Origin of the sequence: Microcoleus sp. AT3-D2 (genome assembly GCF_036705715.1) — a bacterium.
Taxonomy (GTDB): Bacteria; Cyanobacteriota; Cyanobacteriia; order Cyanobacteriales; family Microcoleaceae; genus Microcoleus.
The window spans coordinates 27,514-46,802 of sequence record NZ_JAUBVE010000003.1 but is presented as its reverse complement, the minus strand read 5'-3'; the positions used below and the strand labels follow the sequence as shown (position 1 = coordinate 46,802).

10 protein-coding genes are annotated in these 19,289 nt (G+C 44.4%); 6 read left to right on the top strand and 4 right to left on the bottom strand.

What is annotated here, in order from left to right; translation table 11 throughout:
- Positions 1–26 precede the first annotated feature (26 nt).
- Positions 27–1,220: an NAD(P)/FAD-dependent oxidoreductase gene (locus QUB44_RS02390; protein ID WP_333362645.1), complete on the bottom strand. Its 1,194-nt coding sequence runs from the start codon at positions 1,218–1,220 to the stop codon at positions 27–29.
- A gap of 484 nt (positions 1,221–1,704) precedes the next feature.
- Between QUB44_RS02390 and QUB44_RS02385 the strand changes: the two genes are divergently transcribed.
- Together QUB44_RS02385 and QUB44_RS02380 are read left to right on the top strand one after the other, a co-directional pair.
- A complete protein-coding gene (locus tag QUB44_RS02385) occupies positions 1,705–4,785 on the top strand; it encodes a PAS domain S-box protein (RefSeq protein WP_333362642.1) in 3,081 nt (1,026 codons plus the stop codon).
- A 56-nt stretch (positions 4,786–4,841) separates the two neighbouring features.
- On the top strand, positions 4,842–5,264 hold the full coding sequence (locus QUB44_RS02380) for a DCC1-like thiol-disulfide oxidoreductase family protein (protein ID WP_333362638.1): 423 nt from the start codon (positions 4,842–4,844) through the stop codon (positions 5,262–5,264).
- Positions 5,265–5,325: 61 nt separating this feature from the next.
- Here QUB44_RS02380 and QUB44_RS02375 read toward each other — a convergent pair whose 3' ends face one another.
- From QUB44_RS02375 to QUB44_RS02365, 3 genes are all read right to left on the bottom strand, one after another.
- Positions 5,326–5,757: a hypothetical protein gene (locus QUB44_RS02375; protein ID WP_333362635.1), complete on the bottom strand. Its 432-nt coding sequence runs from the start codon at positions 5,755–5,757 to the stop codon at positions 5,326–5,328.
- 277 nt (positions 5,758–6,034) lie between these two features.
- Entirely contained in the window at positions 6,035–11,548 is a 5,514-nt protein-coding gene (locus QUB44_RS02370; RefSeq protein WP_333362633.1) for a protein kinase domain-containing protein, read from the bottom strand.
- 300 nt (positions 11,549–11,848) lie between these two features.
- Positions 11,849–14,233, bottom strand: coding sequence for a GAF domain-containing protein (locus tag QUB44_RS02365; RefSeq protein ID WP_333362630.1), 2,385 nt, complete (start codon positions 14,231–14,233; stop codon positions 11,849–11,851).
- 493 nt (positions 14,234–14,726) lie between these two features.
- Here QUB44_RS02365 and QUB44_RS02360 point away from each other — a divergent pair, with 493 nt between their 5' ends.
- From QUB44_RS02360 to QUB44_RS02345, 4 genes are all read left to right on the top strand, one after another.
- Positions 14,727–15,509 (top strand): calcium-binding protein, encoded by a 783-nt coding sequence (locus QUB44_RS02360; protein ID WP_333362626.1) that lies wholly within the window; start codon positions 14,727–14,729, stop codon positions 15,507–15,509.
- 238 nt (positions 15,510–15,747) lie between these two features.
- Positions 15,748–16,683, top strand: coding sequence for a DMT family transporter (locus QUB44_RS02355; RefSeq protein WP_333362622.1), 936 nt, complete (start codon positions 15,748–15,750; stop codon positions 16,681–16,683).
- Positions 16,684–16,832: 149 nt separating this feature from the next.
- Positions 16,833–18,281: a signal recognition particle protein gene (gene ffh, locus QUB44_RS02350; RefSeq protein WP_333166674.1), complete on the top strand. Its 1,449-nt coding sequence runs from the start codon at positions 16,833–16,835 to the stop codon at positions 18,279–18,281.
- A 163-nt stretch (positions 18,282–18,444) separates the two neighbouring features.
- Complete coding sequence (locus QUB44_RS02345) at positions 18,445–19,053, top strand: Uma2 family endonuclease (RefSeq protein WP_333166677.1); 609 nt, start codon at positions 18,445–18,447, stop codon at positions 19,051–19,053.
- The last annotated feature ends 236 nt before the right edge of the window (positions 19,054–19,289 follow it).

Sequence of the window (19,289 nt, the reverse complement as noted above, 5' to 3'; positions counted from 1 at the left end):
GTCAACAGTTAACAGTCTACAATCAACTAACTTTTAAGCAAATCCTGAATCGGTTTACTAATCCAATTAAAACCAACTTTTAGTTGATGATCAAATGTTGGCATCCGATAGAGATAAGCTAAGCGGCGAGCAATGTGGGCTAGTTGTCCGTCGAGTTTAATTCCTAAACCTGCCATGGTGGCGTTGTCAATTCCTAATGTCATCATTTCTCCTAGCGGCTGATAGCGGAAAGGAAGTAATGGACGGTCGGTGAGGGAGGCCCAAATGTTCCAGGCGGTGTAGTCAGCTTGCTGGAATGCTGTTTGGGCTGTTCCGGGGACTTTTTGACCAGTTGCATCGTGACATTCAGCTAAGTCTCCCAAGGCAAATATGTCTGGATGGTCGATAACTTGCATTGTCGGATTGACTGTTAATTGACCGCGGCGGTTTTGTTTGAGGGGTAGCGATCGCACTGCTTGACTAACTTGAGTTCCTACTGTCCACAGCACTATGTCTACGGGGAGAACATCTAATTGTCCTTTGTAAAGTAAGGATATTGTGTCCGCTTCGATCGCCTCTACTTCTGTTTCTAAGTCGATCCACACTTTCCGTTTTTCTAAAGCTTGGGTGGCGGCTTCACGGTTAAACTCCGGTGATGTCCGCAGAATCATGTCGCTTTGCTCAACTAACCGCACGCGACCTTTTTCTCCGAGTCGATCGGCTAATTTACAAGCTAATTCTACTCCTGAATAACCGGCGCCGACGATCGCCACCCGAATTTTGTCGGTGTTGCTGCCTTCTAAAAACCGCAGTCTTTCTTCTAAGCGGTAGGCGTCGTCGAGAGTGCGAAACGAGTAAGCATATTCAACCGCACCCTTAACCATATCTAGGGGGGTTTCGCCACCTAAAGCTAAAACCAGGCGATCGCACGGAATTTCTGGCCCGTCGTGCAACTGCACTCGCTTTTCCTCCACATCGATGCCGGAGACAGTACCTTGACAAAAGCGCACGCCTGTGTTTTCCAAGAGTTCGGCAAACGGCGGGGCAATTTCCCAGGTTTGGAGTTCGCCGGTCAGGAGTTCGTACAGCAGGGGAACGAACAAAAATCGATCGCGACGGTCAACGAGAACTATTTCGGGTTTTTCGGTTTTGGAGAAGGGTAACTGACTCAAGCGCAGGGCTGTGTAGAGTCCGCCGAAGCCTCCGCCGAGAATGCAAATCCGGGGTTGTTGTTGAGTCATGGTGTTTTGTTTGAGGGGCTCACGGTAGCAAGGAAACTTATCTTATTCTAACGAGAGTGAGGGAGTGGGGAAGGGGGAGAGTGGGGGAGTGGGAGTGGGAGAGTGGGGTGGGAAAATCTTCTCTGTTTCCCTCGAACCTCAACATCCATCCGTTAAATCCGTTAAATCCATTAAATTCGTTAGATAATGCGTTTCCGAACTGTTTTCTAATTTCTATAGCAATCCTGGCATCATTTGTGAATTTCTTACTCCCTCCCCGCGGGTTCGGGGAGGGTTGGGGTGGGGTAAAAATTTTACGACTCATTTAGAATTGCTATAGCCTTGATTAGCTTTACCTATTACCCGCCCTCAAATTTTCTGAATGTTCGCAGAACTAATTTTGTACTATATTAGTTTATAACGAATTATTTCGCACATTAAATTCACTTTTTATAGGGTCATCTACGCTAACACTTGCCCCCGCACTCACAAGTGAAAAAAAACCATGCAAATTTCTTCCAATTCTTCGACATTTAAAAACGGCGATCACAATAACGAAGACGGCTCATCTTTGTTAAAAAGCGAAGAACGATATAAAAATTTAGTAGCTAATATTCCCGGTGCTGTCTACCGCTGTACCTGCGAGTATACGGACGACGAGGAATTAACACGGACAATGGCGTTTTTGAGCGAGGCTGTTCAAGAAATATCAGGCTATCCCTCTTCTGATTTTATCAACGATTGCGTCCGTTCTTTTTCCAGCATTATCCATCCTCAAGACCGCAAAAATGTGGATGCTACTGTCAAAAAAAGTGTAGCAACCAGAACTTCGTACATCCTTGAATACCGGATTGTCCGGGCTGATGGCGAAATTAGCTGGGTTTACGAAAAAGGCAAAGCTGTTTGCTGCGAGGCGGAAGAGGCTAGAGGAAAACAAGAGGGACAAGGGCAAATTGAGGGCTTGTTGTCAGCTGTGGTTTCGCCGGTTTCGCCGGTTTCGCCGATCGCAAATTCTCTGTGTCGGGTTGTCTATCTCGACGGAGTAATTTTGGATATTACGGAACGAAAGCGAGCTGAGGAAAACTTGCGAAACACTCAAGATTTTCTGAATGCGGTACTGCAAAATCTGCCGATTAGCGTCTTTATTAAAGATGCTGTTGAGCAAAAATTTATTTATTGGAATACTGCTAGCGAAGAATTGTTTGGCTATTCCAGGGATGAAGTGATTTTCAACAATGCTGCTGACTTGTTGGAGTCAGATCATGCCAATTACTTGCAAGCACAAGATTTAGAAGTGCTGGCAACGAGAAAAGGCGTCGATTTGCCCGAACAAACTATCGAACTTCCGCACCGGGGAAAGCGGATTTTGCACACGAAAAAAGTTCCTTTGTTTGACGATTCGGGCGCGCCTAAGTACATTCTGGGTATTGCTGAAGATATTACGGAAAGCAAAAAAAATGAAACCGAATTGTCGCGGTTGGCTATTGTGGCTCAAAAAACGCAAAATGGTGTGATTATTACTGATGCTCAAGGCTGCATTGAATGGGTGAATGAAGGATTTACTCGGATTAGTGGTTATGTGCTGGCAGAAATGCAGGGAAAAAAACCGGGTGATGTACTGCAAGGCCCTGAAACAGACCCGCTAACTATTGCTCAACTACGATCGGCTTTGGCTGCAGGCGTGCCGTTTAATCAGGAAATTTACAATTACAAAAAGGATGGAAAGGGTTATTGGGTGGCGCTTTCGATCGCCCCCATTTATCAAGAAAATGGGGAACTCGAAGGTTTTATTGCGGTGCAAACTGATATTACGGATCGCAAGCAAGCAGAGGAAACACTCAGGGAGAGGGAGAATTATTACCGCTGCATTGTCGAGACGGCTTCGGAGGGTGTTTGGATGTTTGACAGCGAAAGCATCACGACTTTTGCTAACTCTCGGATGGCCGAAATGCTGGGTTATACTGTGGAGGAAATGCTGGGGCGATCGCTATTTGAGTTTATCGACTGCGAGTCTAGGGAAATAGCTGAAAGTTATGTCCAGCGCAGGCGGCAAGGCCTTCGTGAACGCCACGATTTTAAGTTTACTCGCAAAGACGGATCTCACTTGTGGGCGATCGTGTCGGCGACGCCAATGTTCGACGGTGAGGGCCAATTTTCCGGGGTTTTGCGGATGATTACTGATATTAGCGATCGCAAACAAGCAGAAGCAGAATTGCGCCAAACTCTCAAAGAGTTGGAATTTGAAAAATTTGCTTTGGATCAATCGGCAATTGTCTCGAATACCGACGAATTCGGAGCCATTACCTATGTCAACGATCAATTTTGCGAACAATTTAAATATTCCCGAGAAGAACTGATCGGCAAAACCCACAGACTTGTCAATTCTGGCTATCACCCAGCAGATTTTTTCAAGCAGCTTTGGTCAACCATCCGCCAGGGAAAGGTTTGGCGGGGAGAAATGAAAAATCAAGCTAAAGACGGCACATTATTCTGGTTGGATACTACGATTGTACCTTGCTTAAATACCAGCGGAGAACCCCATCAATATGTAGCAATTCGCAAAGATATTACCAATCGCAAACACGCCGAAGAAGCGGTGCAGCTTTCCGAAAGTCAATTGAGGACTAAAAATCAAGAATTGGCAAAAGCCCTGCGGGACGTGCATAAAACTCAAAGCATGATGGTTCAAAATGAAAAAATGGTAAGTTTGGGGCAATTAGTCGCTGGAGTTGCTCACGAAATCAACAATCCCGTTAGCTTTATTTACGGCAACGTCATGCACGCTGACGATTACTTTAAAGACTTGCTAAAAATGCTGCAACTTTACCAGCAAGAATACCCGCACCCAACACCGATTATTCAACAAGAGATAGATGATATCGATTTGAATTTTCTGCTCAAAGATTTGCCGAACCTCTTAAATTCGATGAAAATGGGAGCAGAGCGAATTCGCCAAATTGTGCTGTCACTGAAGAACTTTTCCCGATTAGATGAAGCCGAACAAAAGCAGGTGGATATTCACGAAGGGATTGAAAGCACTTTGTTGATTTTGCAACACAGGTTGAAAGAAACGGCAGGACATCCAAAAATTGTGCTGCTTAAAGAGTTCGGCAATTTGCCCCGCGTACAGTGTTATGCAGGACAGTTGAATCAGGTTTTTATGAATATTATTGGCAATGCAATTGATGCTTTGGAAGAGGCGATGGAGACTGGACAGTGGGCGGAGGGGGAACAGGCGCCTATTCCTTATTGTCCTTCCCCGACGCTGCGGATTTGTACGGATGTAAAATATGAACAGGATGCTTTGATGCAAGCAGATTCTACTGTTTCTGATGATTCGATTCGGCATCCTTCTCATATTGTGATTCGGATTGCTGACAACGGGCCGGGGATTCCGATAGATGTTCACGAAAGGTTATTCGATCCGTTTTTTACTACGAAAGAACCTGGTAAAGGTACTGGTTTGGGGCTGTCGATTAGCTATCAAATTGTGGTGGAAAAACACGGCGGGCAGCTTAAATGCCATTCCGCACCGGGTCAAGGCACGGAATTTGCGATCGAGATTCCTGTGGGGAATAGTCAGTAGTCAGTAGTCAGTAGTCAACAGCCAACAGTCAACAGTCAACAGTCAACAGTCAACTAATGAAATATAACGTAATTTACGACGGCAATTGCAATCTCTGCGTTACCTTGGTGCAGTTACTAGAAAATTTAGATAAAGGCCAGAATTTTGAGTATATTTCCATGCAAGATTTAGAGCAATTAAATCGCTTTGGGATTACGTCTGAAGACTGCGAAATGGGGATGATTTTGATAGATGATAACACCCCGGAACGGCGCTGGCAGGGCAGCGATGCGGCGGAGGAAATCGGGCGGATACTTCCTGCTGGCGAGGTGTTTGTGGCTGCTTACCGGGCAATGCCGGGGATGAAGTGGATGGGCGATCGCGTTTACGAACAAGTCCGCGATAACCGCTATACTTTGTTTGGCAAGCGATCGACTACTTACAAATCTGTTTATCCAGTTGGCTGTAAGTCGATCGACAATTGCGATAATCAGGACTAATACCAAATCCAGCTTATTTCTTAGTCCGCTTGGAGTGGACTTCGTTCGACAAGAAGCGATTTCAATCGCTGAATGACTGATTAAACAAATCGAATATCTGCTGGCAAAAGTCTTTGAGTTTTTGCGCCGACTCCACTGCAGGTTCCGTTAGGCCGAGAAAATTCCAATTTTCCACAGTAGAAAAGTGCCACTGCTGACCGCTATGATCGTAACCGGCGGCCTCAACTCCGATCGCCCGCCGATATCCTTCCACCGGATCTTGGTAAAATCGGATTTGAATCAAAATACTGCGGCTTTGTAGCAAGCGACTTCTACCGGGAAAATGGAAGCCAATGTCGATCGAATCTGGATCTACAAGTTCTCTGGTATCCTGGTCATTCATCCAAGGTTTCAAATCGACTTTTGCATCCGGGAATTCGGACTTGAATAAATTAACAACCGCAGCAATTTTGCTGGCAACTTCTATATTTTTGGCTTGTTCGGCAGCGTTCACTCGAAAAACTCCTATCAAATATAGTTATTACATTTAGCTAATAATGTAACTGCATACTGTCGAATGTAGACTGTGAACAGCAGACTTTTTCAGAAATAATTAGGCATTGACAAATTTTCATATATGTGTTGTGGTGTTTTTATCCGAGTCTCGCTCCCCCTAAATCCCCCTTAAAAAGGGGAGTAGGGGTTGACTTTGAGCATACTCTTGTCCCCCACTTATGAAGGGGGGTTAGGGGGGATCTCCGGGTTTTAAAACACCCCATAGTTCCATAATCTTAATTCACGGGAAGGGCGATCGCAAATTCCGAACCTTCTCCCAGCACCGATTCGCAAGTTAGTTTACCGCCGTGGGTTTCTTCCACAATTTGCCTGCTGATAGACAACCCCAAACCAGTACCTTTTCCTACTCCTTTGGTAGTAAATAAATGGTCAAATATTTTCGACTTGACCTCAGATGACATTCCTTGACCGTTATCTTTGATGGTAATCACCACGCTGTTGCTATCCTCGGAGACTTGAGTGATAATGGCGATCGTATTCGGTAAAGCTTTAATTTCAGCGTAAGTGCGGCCCTGATTGGATTCGTCAAAACACTCGATCGCATTTGCCAGCAAATTCATAAATACCTGATTCAGTTGCCCAAAATAACATTTAACTGGCGGGATATCTCCGTATTCTTTGATAATTTTAATCGCGGGGCGAGTATCTTTAGCTTTTAGGCGATACTGTAAAATCATCAAAGTGCTGTCGATGCCCTCATGAATATTTGCTGACACTTTATTCGCACTGTCAGCGCGGGAAAAAGTCCGCAAAGACGTGCTAATATTGCGAATGCGCTCTGTACCGGATTTCATAGATAAAAGCATTTTTGGCAAATCTTCCATCAAATATTCTAAATCAATCTCCGATGCTTTATCTTCTAACTCATCTCCCGGATTAGGAAATTTTTCTTGGTAAAGTTGCAAGTGATCGATCAAATCTAAGCTTGCTTCAGCAGCAGCATCAATATTCCCCGCAATAAAACCCAGCGGATTGTTAATTTCGTGAGCAACCCCTGCAATCAAGTTACCGAGAGCCGACATTTTTTCGCTTTGAATGAGTTGCAGTTGCGCCTGTTGCAATTCATTGAAAGATTTTTCTAACTGTTGAGATTTTTCTTTCTCCCGCGAGTACAACCCAGCATTTTCTACAGCAATAGCAACTTGAGAAATTAACACTTTGAATACTTCTACTCTCTCTGCTGTAAAAGCTCCTACTGTCAAAGCATTTTCTAAATAAATTATTCCGCGCCGCTGATATTGATAAATAATCGGCAAACAGAGAATTGATTTTGGTTGATATTTTTGAATGTAGGTATCTACCTTAAAAGGTTCGGCGATAGTCGCATTGTCTAAAACCAGATGCTTTTGACTGCGGTGTACGTAATTAATCACAGAAAGGGGTACATCTTGACGATTTTCTACGGGAATAGACGGTAAAAGTGTGACTGTATCCTCCGCATGAGTTCCAGTAGCTTCTATGCAGAGGATATCGTTTTTCAGCAGCAGCAGCACTACTTTTTGAGCTGCCGCATTTTCTAAAATAATTTTGATTAATTTGGTCAACAATTTTTCGAGAACAATTTCACCGTTAATGGCTTGCGCCGACTTAATAAAAGTAGCTAAGTCTAAGAAATCGCCTAAACTACTACTGGTAGTATTTCCCGTAGCCGTGCGGGTGACATCGAGGGTTGAGGTTTGAATTGTGCGCGTCTGTGCTGCTAAGAAAGGATGTGTTGATTCCAAGTGCTTAACTTTAGCTGTGGCTCCCCAATGGATATATCCATAATAGGCTTTAGTCAGATATGCTTGAGAAACTATCTCTTTACCCAAAGCTTGATAAAATTCTCCGGCTAATTCATAGGCTAATGCTTCCTCTTGAATGTAACCGTTTTTGGCAGCTCCATCAATTGCGCGATCGTACAATTCCATTGCTTCGGTATTTTGCCCCAACACTCGCGCTGTTTCCGCTGCTACCAAGTCGTATTTGTGTTGATAATTCATCGGAGCATCAACTGCCCATTTTTTCATCTTCTTTTGGTTTCGCAGCACTTTTTTCAGATATTGCTTTTGTTCCCCTTTCTCAGCTTGGGGATACAAAGCGAGAAGACTTATAGAAGAGTAAAAATTATTCAGGGAAACTACATAAAATCCGGCTACGGCTTCTTCATATTTCTCAAATAACCTTGAATTCTCTAAGGCTTCCGCGTAGTTCCTGAAGACAAAATCAAGCTGAGTTTTGGCATGATAAACCAAACTCACTAAAAAAAAGTTTTTAGATTCTATTAAAACGGGGAGCGTTTTGACTTCATTAAAGCTCTCACCAACTAAATGGCAGGGTTCGACAGCTTGACCGCGCAAATTGAGGGTTGTCTGGCTGCCTATACTTAGATACTGTACAGCCATTTCTAGTTGAGATTGCTGCATTAGTTTCATATATTTACCAGTCTCCTGCTCCACCAAATCTAGAGGCTCTCCTATCGACATTTTTTTGAAGCAATATTGACCTATACAATAACTCGCATATTCCAATTCTCCAGTTTCCATCCCAGTTTGAAAACCTTCCTTGAGAACGCTTAATCCTGAGTAAAGTTCGGTTTTCCAGTGTAGAATAAAACAACCCAAGAGTGTATAAACTCTACTTTTCATTGAACGGGATGGAGATTTGTCTAACATCCTAATGGCCAGTTGACCGCATTGGTATGCCAAACTAATGTCCCCTAGCCGGCACATAACTACGCCATAATAAAGGTAGGCAATACTTGCATAAGGTGAATTGCCATATTTAATGCACAGCTTGACCATCCTAAATGCCAGCAGTGGTACCAGGCGGGGTTTTCCCTGAACAGCAGTGCTGATAATCCCTGATAAAATCCGCATGGCTGCTTGTTGATTGGGATCTGTCATTTCTGGCAAGTTAGCTAAATCCTCAATTCGTTTCAATCCCAAGCTCAGTTTTGTCTTCATCAGTCCCGCCACAATATTTAGCGCGTTGGGGTTTTGAGGAAAAGAAATGCCTAACAGTTTCAGCACTTCCAGTCCTGTATTTAGTGCTTCTACAAGTCTAATTTGAGCATTGTAAGACTGAATTTGAAGTTCATAAACATTCATTTTTTCCAGTAAATTATTAGCGTTTTGCAGTACGATATCGACCAGTTTTTTTGAATTTTCATAGTTGATGTTTAAGTATTCAGCTTCTGCTGTTGACTCGTAAATTGCTAATGTTAATTCATACTGACTTTGCCAACAATCCGCTGGCAATAATTCCATAGCCACCCGCAAATACCTAACAGCAGCTTCATAAGCACTCGCGGCTTTTGCCTTGCGTCCAGCCGTTAAATTTAATTGTGCCAACTGAGTTTTTTCTGACTGTTGGCTAATCGTGTCAATTCCGACATTCAATTGATTGACGATATCAAAGATGTTTTCTTCTAGCTTGTCTGCTGGAGTATTGTTTAACAGTAATTGACCGATTTTTAAATGGGTAGATTGCTTTTGGTCTGCGGGAATTAGCGAATAGGCGGCTTGCTGAACGCGATCGTGCAAAAATCTGTAACTAATCCGCGAAGTGTCTAACTTGAGATTGATTGATTCGGCTCGATCGAAAACTAAAGGAATGCGATAAGCATCGCTCAATGGCAGAATCAACCCTGATTGCAAAGCTGAATAAAGTTCAGTTGCTGTAGTATTAGCTGACTTTTCGCTAACAAGTGACAGCACATCTAGAGCAAATTTATCTCCCACGCAAGCTGCTAGCTTCAAGACTTCTTGCGTGGGTGCGGGCAGCTTTTCAATGCGAGAAGCTACCAGTTCCACCACACTTTTATCGGTGATTCCAATGGCTTGGATTTCATCTATACTCCAATACCAGCCACTTTGAATTCCCTCATTTGGAATGGGATTAAAGTCAAATCTTAAAAGAGAGTCTTGATAAAGTGCTTGGAGTAATTGCGTCAAGAAAAAAGGATTCCCGCCCGTTTTATTCCAGATTAAGTCTGCTAGGCTGCTTACTTTTTCTGTGCTACTGTTAAGTGTTTCAGTGACTAATTCCGTCACATTTGCTAAATCCAGCGGTTGCAACACGATATTGTTGACTATTGTACCAGTTTTTTCAATTTCTTCTACAGTCTGAATTAAGGGGTGGGTCGGACTAACTTCATTGTCTCGATAGGCACCGATTAGCAACAAATATTCTTGGTCAGGGTCAGTTATCAGTATTTGCATTAACTTTAATGTTGCTGAATCTGCCCACTGCAAATCGTCTAAAAAGATAACTAGGGGGTGTTCTTTTTGGGCGAAAACGCGAATAAATTCTTTGAATACCCGATTGAAGCGATTTTGGGATTCTACAGGGGCGAGTTCTGGGACTTCTGGCTGTTTGCCGATGATAAATTCAACTTTTGGAATTACGTCGGCAATTACTTGGCCGTCTGTTCCCACTGCTGTTAAAATTTTAGTGCGCCATATTTCTAATGAAAGTACACTTTCTGTTAGCAATTGTCGCAGCAAGGAGTTAAATGCTTGGATTAATGAGGCATAAGGAATGTTGCGTTTTAGTTGGTCAAATTTGCCGCTGATGAAGTAACCTTTTGACCGGGTAATGGGTTTGCTAACTTCGTTGACTACGGCTGATTTACCGATGCCTGAGTAGCCTGATACTAGCATTAGTTCGCTTTGGCAATGGGCGAATTTTTCTGTGTTTTGGTTTGGTGGAAAAGATGCGACTGAAAGGGTTTCTGCATTGGGGCGGGCGGGTTTTTCTGTATTTAGGTTGGGTTGCAAAGATTTGGGTGAACCCGCCCCTACACGTTCAAATGCTGCTAATAGTTCGTTGACTTGTTGTTCTCTACCATACAATTTTTGGGGGATTAACAATTGGCTGAGAATATCTAAGCGTCCGGGGATGAAGTCGGCAATTTGTCCGGTAGTTTCTAACTGATGCAAAGAAATTTCTAAGTCTGCTAACAATCCGGCCGCACTTTGATATCTATCTTCGGCATTTTTTGCCATCAATTTCATCACTATCTCTGAGATGGCGACAGGTATTTCTGAGTTGATTTGATGGGGATATATTGCTTGAACTGCGATGTGGCTATAAACTATTTCTAAGGGGTCTTTGCTGGGGAAAGGCAATTTGCCTGTCAGCATTTCATATAATGTGATACCAAAGGAATAAAAGTCTGTGCGGTAGTCGAGGGTGCGGTTCATTCTCCCGGTTTGTTCGGGTGACATATAGGCTAATGTGCCTTCGACTGAGTTGGGATTGTTAAATTGTGGGTTTTCTTTGTTGAGTTTTGTAGCAATGCCGAAGTCTGTGAGTTTTACTTGTTTTGTTTCCGAGTTAATTATGATGTTGCTGGGTTTAATGTCTTTGTGAATAATGTGCTGAAAATGCAGGTATTGTAAGGCTTTGACTATTTGGATGGCGATGTTTAAATTTGCTTGCAGGCTCAAGGTTTCTCTTTCCAGCAGTTTGGCGAGGGATTCGCCGCCAAAGTCTTCTAAAACGATTCCTAATCGGTGGTCAAATGTTTCGAGACTGATTGCTTTGACGATTTGTTGGCTGTCTAAGTTTTGGCGGATTTGATATTCGTGTTTGAGCCTTGTAATGGCTTCGAGGGTGGGATATTCAGCTTTGAGGACTTTCAGAATTACTGGGGGCGCGTCTGTCGATGTTTGTCCGCGATAGATTGTTGTTTCCACGCCTTCGTGCAGAGTAGAAGTTATTTGGTATTCTGATAAGGTTAACATCACTTAAGTTATAAATTACAGGAGCTAATTAGGATTAGATTAACACTACTTAATCTAGATTTTGTGTGATTCCGATCGTGTATTGGGCGATTCCCAATCACACGGAATATACACTAAGTGAAAATGTGCGCTTGATCGTTGGTGTCAACCAACATTTTAAATGTAATATTGGTCTTGTGTGAGTCCCGAATGCTTTCGCTCCACAGTTTTTCAGAGGCATGGGAGCGATCGCACTGGGCCTAAAACAGCCGGAGATGGGAGCGATCGCACTGGGCCTAAAACAGGCAATTGAACGGGTTATCAATCGCTGACTACCGTAACTTCACAGATAGTAGAAATAGATTCCGGTTCAGGCAAAATACGCACGCGGGCGAATTTTAAACCGCTGACTCCTTGTTGTGATTCTACCATGCCAGTCTGAACTTTTGGCTCTACCCAACCTTCGCGAGACAAGTAGCGCAAGTATTGCTGATATTCTTCCCACTCTTCCTCCGTGGAATAAACGACAGTCAACATCCCTGACTGCGTAATTCGCTCTTGTGCGTCTTTGTCAACGGCTTTTTCGATCCGCTTTTTGACAAGTTCATAGCGGATGTCGCGAGTGCCTTTGACATCAAACATTTTTTCGGTATTTTCGTTGTGAAAAATGTCGATCGTTGTATTCTGCACTAATACTAAATGTGCGAGTTCCATGTTGATTTGAGACTCGGATTGCAAGCGAAAAATTGTGCGACCGCAGTCGCAAATTGCTCGCAGTTGTTCGTACCGCAAACTGTGCAGATGAAACTCGCTAAATTTGGGGTCGATCGATTTTCCTACATAAATCATGTGATCGATGCCGTCGGTGCATTCGATGTCGCAGTAGTGGGGGAGAATTTGCTGCATTTGTTCTTGCCAGCGGGTCCAGGTTTCTTGGAGTTTGGTGCTGATTAGATTTAGCATTTGGTCGTAGCGGTTGCGATCGCTGTAAACGCAGTTGTGTTCATTTTCACAGGCTGCTTGGTAAGCTTCAACAGCTTCCTGAACCTTGGGCCCGCACTGCACAAAATAGTCAAAATATACTTCTAAATGCTCGTTTAAATACTCGGCGGCTCGCACCTCCATATCGACTGTTACTTTTTGTTTTAAATGCTGGATGTAGTCGAGCAAGTCGAGCCGCAGTTGCTCGCCGAGGTGGGTAATTTGTGTTTCGCAAACAGCATCAGCTATGACTAAACCTAAGCGGAATTGTTCGAGCAAATCAGTTTGAATGGCTCGGTTTCTTTCGTCGCTAGAACCGCGAATGTCCGAAATTCCGTACAGCGGATGAACATCAGCAAATACGATTGTTTCAGCAGGTAGTCCCCAACTTCGCCTTTCTGCTTCTTGGGCGAACCGCCATTCGACTGCGGGGTGGATGTTGTGAATGTGGGTAAACCGTTCTTGGATGGCTTGCCGCAGGGCTGCAATGAAGGCGGGAATGAGTTCTTGGGCGTGTTGAGTGTCAATGCCGTTGAAGTGGTTTGGCCGATCGCACAACAGCCCCACAACTCCCAAAATCCGCTGCCCGCACCCCTCGCGGGTGACGGATTTGACTACCAGGGGCACCAGCAGCATCGATCGAGTTCCCATTCTCCGCAAAGTTCGATCGCACTCGGTTTCGCACTCCCTACGCAAGTCTGGCACGTTCCAAACTTGATTTGCTGCTGTGGCCTTCAAAAAGTGAGAAGCTTCTAAAGAATTCATTGAATAAAGAATTGGCTGCAAATGTTGGCCGTCTTTTGCAACTAATAGCTGTACCTGTTCGCCGTCGGGCCGCAGCAGCAAAGTGCCGTCAGCATTAAAAAGCGATCGCAAACACCGATCAATTTTCTCAAATTTGTCTGGCCGCAGCATCGAATCTTGATCGATCAATAACTGAGTCAGTCGGCGAATTTGCTCCTGCACGGTGACATCAAAACCTTCTAGCAACAGCAAGCCTTCTACGCGGTAATTATCCAACTGCAATCGATCGGCTAAATTTTCCAGTTGATTCGGCTGCATCAGCCAAGCTTCCCGTTCCGCAACAGGCATTAATCTTAAAGAAATATCCGCGAATTCATCTATTTTTGAGTCGATTCGAGTAGTTTTTAACTGTTCCGAACCCAGCCAAAATTCTATAAATCTGGGTTCTCGGTGTTTGGGGTTTTTTACACTCGCAGTGACAGGTTCTTCTAGCACCCGCAAACCGTCGATGTCAATTTGATAATATTGCTTAAATACCCAGTGCAAAAGATGGCGGCGGTACAATTGTTCTGCTGTTTTGCCGCCCCAATCCTCGAACAGTTCCAGCAGAGTGATGTCGGTTTCTGCAAACAAACCGTTGATAGATTGAGTTGCCAAGGACGTTTCCTCCCAACCGGCCAAGCGGCAAAATGCTGCGTTAGCGTACCGCAGGGCAAAAGTTCCCGGTTGCATTACTGCGATTAAAACGCGGCGATCGCCGAGAAATTGAAACAATCGCTGTAAATCTTGTTTCCACGTTTTCAAGGGTTCAATTTCAGAAGATTGACTGGGTACTTGGCCCGCCAAAGCTTCCAGTAGCTGTTCTATACTTGGTTCGCTGGGCAGATTCTTACTGTCTTGCTTTGTTGGGACGATATCTGTCGCTGGCAGTGATTTTACGGAGTTGTTGTTTTGATGGGAAGACGATTTAGGAGTAGACATGAGTAAAACACCTGAAAGCAGTGGATTTTGCCAAAAAATGTCAGCGATCGGCGATTATGGCTTTGTAAAGAGCTTATATCCTGTTTGTAAAGTTTGTGTATGGGTATCGGAAACTGGGTTTTTTCTCGGACGATGGGCCCAGGGACTTTTACTTTTATTCACAAACAACCTCTCAGTCTCGACGTTATAGGTGATATTAACGTGTTTACCGCCTGGAGGGTAACACCCATTATAAGCGGTAAACAGTAGCGGATAGTGTCAGCAACTAATGCTATTTGACTCTGAGGCGAGATATATAGCAAGTTTGGGTTGAATGAATCACAGCCCTGGTAATTGGTAATTGGTAATTGGTAATTAATAATTGGCAAGCAGGTTGCTTGTCACTAACTTAGCCAGGATATTTGCGACCAAAATTCCAATATAACTTGCTATTTGGCAATGCAAGAATTAACATATATAATATAGCTAACAGGATTTTTGAAAGGACATAGTTATGGCTTTAACGGTTAACAATCTCATTGGCGATGTGACGGGATTTCCTGTATTTGCTGGCGGCGGCCCACGTCTTTTGGCATTCGCTACACCCGATGAGATTAACGTAGGGAATGGAAATTTGTCGTCTTTTCCCTGGGGAGTTTGGGGACTCGACGGCAACGATACTATAGGAGGTTCGTCGGATTCCAACGAACGGCTGTTAGGAAATAACGGCAATGATATTATCGGTGGTGGCGGCGGAAATGACATAATTTACGGCGGTAAAGAAGACGATCTCCTGGATGGAAATGATGGCAACGACGTAGTTAGGGGCGACGCCGGAAATGACCTTATCTTCGGAGGGTTCGGGAACGATATCCTGCGGGGAGGGCAAGGAGACGACGATTTAGACGGCAATGAGGGCGACGATTTCTTGGTGGGCGATCGGGGAGTTGACGTGCTTACGGGAGGCCTCGGTGGTGACATATTCGTCCTCAGAAGCAACGATGAAGCATTTGGTATAAATGGAGCAGATGTCGTTACCGATTTTAACTTTGACGAGGGCGATCGTATCGGTTTGACGGAGGGTTTAACAGAGTTAGACCTTTTCTTTGAAGACGACAATTTGATTGCTTACGATAACGACGGAATTATCAACGACATGGTAATTGAAAACATAATTACCGGACAAGTTGTGGGGATAGTTTTAAACACGGACAACTTTGAACTTATCGGTGCATTTGAACAAGCAAGTCCGTTTGCTTTGGCAGTTAACGGTTCTCAATTCCAGTTTTTGGCTTAGTTATTTGTAGGGAATTAGACGGGCTATAGAGTTAGTTCCGGGTACGAGACACGGCAGTTTTGCGTAGGACACGGTACTGCCGTGTCCCTACAGATAGCGGGCAATCTATCTATAGGCAACCGTACTTTGCAGAATTCTTAAAATGGATATTGCCGAAGTTTTAACACTGGCAGATGAGCTAGGTATACTGGAGGTCGATCGAATACCGAGCGAGTTCCAAACGATATCATAAATGATAATGAAGAATAATAAAAATTATAAAAGTAGCGAGAAGTTAGGTAAATCACAGCCTAAATATCTCATACTAATGGGTTATTTTTTAGCAGTAGTTGCTACTTTAATATGGGCGGGTAACTTCATTGTTGCCAGAGCTTTTAATCAAGATATTCTACCCGTAGGACTAGCCTTTTGGCGATGGACGATCGCTGTTGTAACTCTGACACCATTCGCTATCAAAACCACAATCGCAGACTGGAAATTGGTACAAAAACATCTGCCATACTTGGCTGTATCGGGGTTTTTAGGCGTGACTGCTTTTAACACATTAATCTATATTGCAGGTCACACAACACAGGCCACAAACTTGTCATTAATCGCTGCTTCTTCCCCTATTTTTATCGTACTAATGTCTAGAATTTTTTATGGAGAAATTATATTTCTGACGCGGTTCGCGGGAATTGCGATCACAGTCAGCGGCGTTATACTTTTGCTCGCAGGAGGTTCTTTAGAAAAATTACTCAATATTTCTTTCGCCATTGGCGATATTTATATGCTATTGGCTGCCATAATCTTCGCTGGCTACACCATGTTAGTCAAACGCAAGCCATCGGCCATGCACATCACAACCTTTAGCTTATGTACTTTTAGTTTAGGGCTATTATTCTTAGTACCCTTATATGCCCTTGAATGTTGGATTTATCATCCTGTTGTCTTTAATCCAGCCATCGTGAGGGCATTGCTCTACGTTGGAGTGCTTTCTTCAGTAGTGGCCTATCTCGCATGGAATCAGGCGATCGCCCTAATTGGCCCTTCCCGCACAGCTTTAATTTACTACATGATTCCAGTCTTTAGCGGTCTTGCTGCGTGGCTTATTCTCAATGAACCGATCGCCTTAGTTCATCTCTTTAGTACGTTGTTAATCATTGCAGGCATTATTATCACTAATAGACAGTAAGTATATAACAAAAGATCCCAACTCATAGCGCGTTAATCCGTGTTCATCAGCGGTTAAAAAATAAAAACATCCAACTTTTCCCAAAACTTGCATCCAAACAGCCCCATTTAGCTTTAAAATTAAAAAGACTGACTAGCCAACAATGCCCTATGTTTGAAGCCCTTGCCGATCGACTCGAATCCACCTGGAAAAAACTGCGCGGACAGAATAAAATCTCCGAGTCCAACATTCAAGACGCCCTCAAAGAAGTCCGCCGCGCCCTCCTGGAAGCCGATGTCAACCTCCAAGTCGTCAAAAACTTCATCTCAGAGGTAGCGGCAAAAGCACAAGGCGCAGAAGTCGTTTCAGGCGTCCGTCCCGATCAACAATTCATTAAAATCGTCCACGACGAACTCGTGCGCGTCATGGGGGAAACCAACGTACCTCTCGCCACCGCAGACTCCGGGCCCACAGTGATCCTGATGGCAGGTTTGCAAGGAACCGGGAAAACCACAGCTACCGCCAAACTAGCGCTGCACCTCCGCAAACAAAATCGTACCGCACTGCTAGTCGCAACCGACATTTATCGACCAGCCGCGATCGACCAATTGCTGACACTCGGCAAACAAATCGACGTACCAGTATTTGAATTAGGCAAAGACATTGACCCCGTAGAAATAGCCCGCCAAGGCATCGAACACGGCAAACAAATTGGCATCGATACCATCATCGTCGATACAGCAGGCCGCCTGCAAATCGACCAAGACATGATGGCAGAATTGGGCCGCATCAAACAAACAGTACAACCCCACGAAACGCTGTTAGTTGTTGATGCCATGACCGGCCAAGAAGCAGCCAATTTAACCCGCACCTTTCACGAACAAATCGGCATTACCGGCGCAATCTTAACCAAATTAGACGGTGACAGCCGCGGCGGTGCAGCCTTATCCGTGCGGCAAATATCCGGCGCGCCGATTAAATTTGTCGGCGTCGGCGAAAAAGTGGAAGCATTGCAACCATTTTATCCCGATCGCATGGCATCGAGAATACTCGGCATGGGCGATGTCTTGACGCTAGTAGAAAAAGCGCAAGAAGAATTCGACATCGCCGATGCCGAAAAAATGCAAGAGAAAATGCTCACGGCAAAGTTTGACTTTACCGACTTTCTCAAACAAACCAGACTGTTAAAAAATATGGGTTCCCTCGGCGGCATCATGAAAATGATTCCGGGGATGAACAAACTTTCAGACGAACAAATGCGGCAGGGAGAAGTGCAGCTAAAACGCACCGAAGCCATGATTAATTCGATGACAGTTGAAGAACGCCGCAATCCCGAACTTTTAGCAAGTTCTCCATCCCGCCGCCGCCGCATCGGCAAAGGCGCAGGCTACGCTGAAAACGACGTAACTAAACTGGTTAGCGATTTTCAGAAAATGCGTACTATGATGCAGCAAATGAGTCAAGGCAACTTTACAGGAATGGGAGGATTACCCGGAATGCCCGGAATGCCAGGAATGGGCGGCCCCGGAATGCAGCCCGGTTCCCGTGGCTATATGGGTGCCCAGCAGAAGAAGAAAAAGAAAAAAGATAAGCCTAAAAAAGGTTTCGGACAGTTGTAGAAAGCGTCAAACATATTGCACGATTGTCAAAAAATTGTAGGGGCGGGTTCACCGATCATAATTGCCTAAAACACACAATCTCCTAAACCCGCCCCACCCCGTGCGAGAGTCCTTTAACTTTTTTTTGTTGCCGAGTTCAATCTAAAAAAAACTGGAATTGAATATGGTACAAATATTTACTGAACCAGAAACCATATCTATAGAATTGCCAAACGCGATCGGGATTGTTGTCAGTAGCGAGCAATTCGAGGCCCTAGCATTGGCAAATCCCGACTTGAGATTAGAGAGAACCGCCGCAGGAGAATTAATAGTGAATCCACCCACAGGAGGAGAATCAGGCAGCCGCAATCTCAGCATCAGCGGGCAAGTTGATCGCTGGTGCGAAGCACACGAGGATTTAGGAGAAGGTTTTGACTCTTCTACTGGATTCATCCTCCCCAATGGTGCTCGCCGTTCTCCCGACGCTTCCTGGGTGAGTCGAACTCGCTGGGAGGCACTAACTCCAAAACAGCGCCAAGGCTTCGTTCCCCTGTGTCCAGACTTTGTAGTAGAATTGCGCTCGGCATCTGATAGTCTCTCCACCCTTCAAACTAAGATGCGGGAATACATCGACAACGGCGCAAGATTGGGCTGGTTGATTGACCCGCAAAACCGGCAGGTAGAGATTTATCGACAACAAGTAGAAGTAGAAATATTAATCAATCCTGCCGAGTTATCCGGGGAAGACGTATTGCCAGGATTTGTGTTGAATTTAAGGCGAGTGTGGCGTTAGAGAGTTTTTGATACCAAATTCGCAATCCCCGATTCCGCACCCCCCAAGGGGCAGCATCCACTGCAAGAGTGCGACTCAAAGTCGATCGTCCGAGACAATAGTGAATCAAAATATCGGAAATTCTGTGTTACTGAGCATAAACCCGCTAGGAATTCCTAAAAATTAACGTTCCGGCATGACGTAAATTTTATAAATTCATAAAATACCAAAAATCCCACCCAAACTAACTATTAATT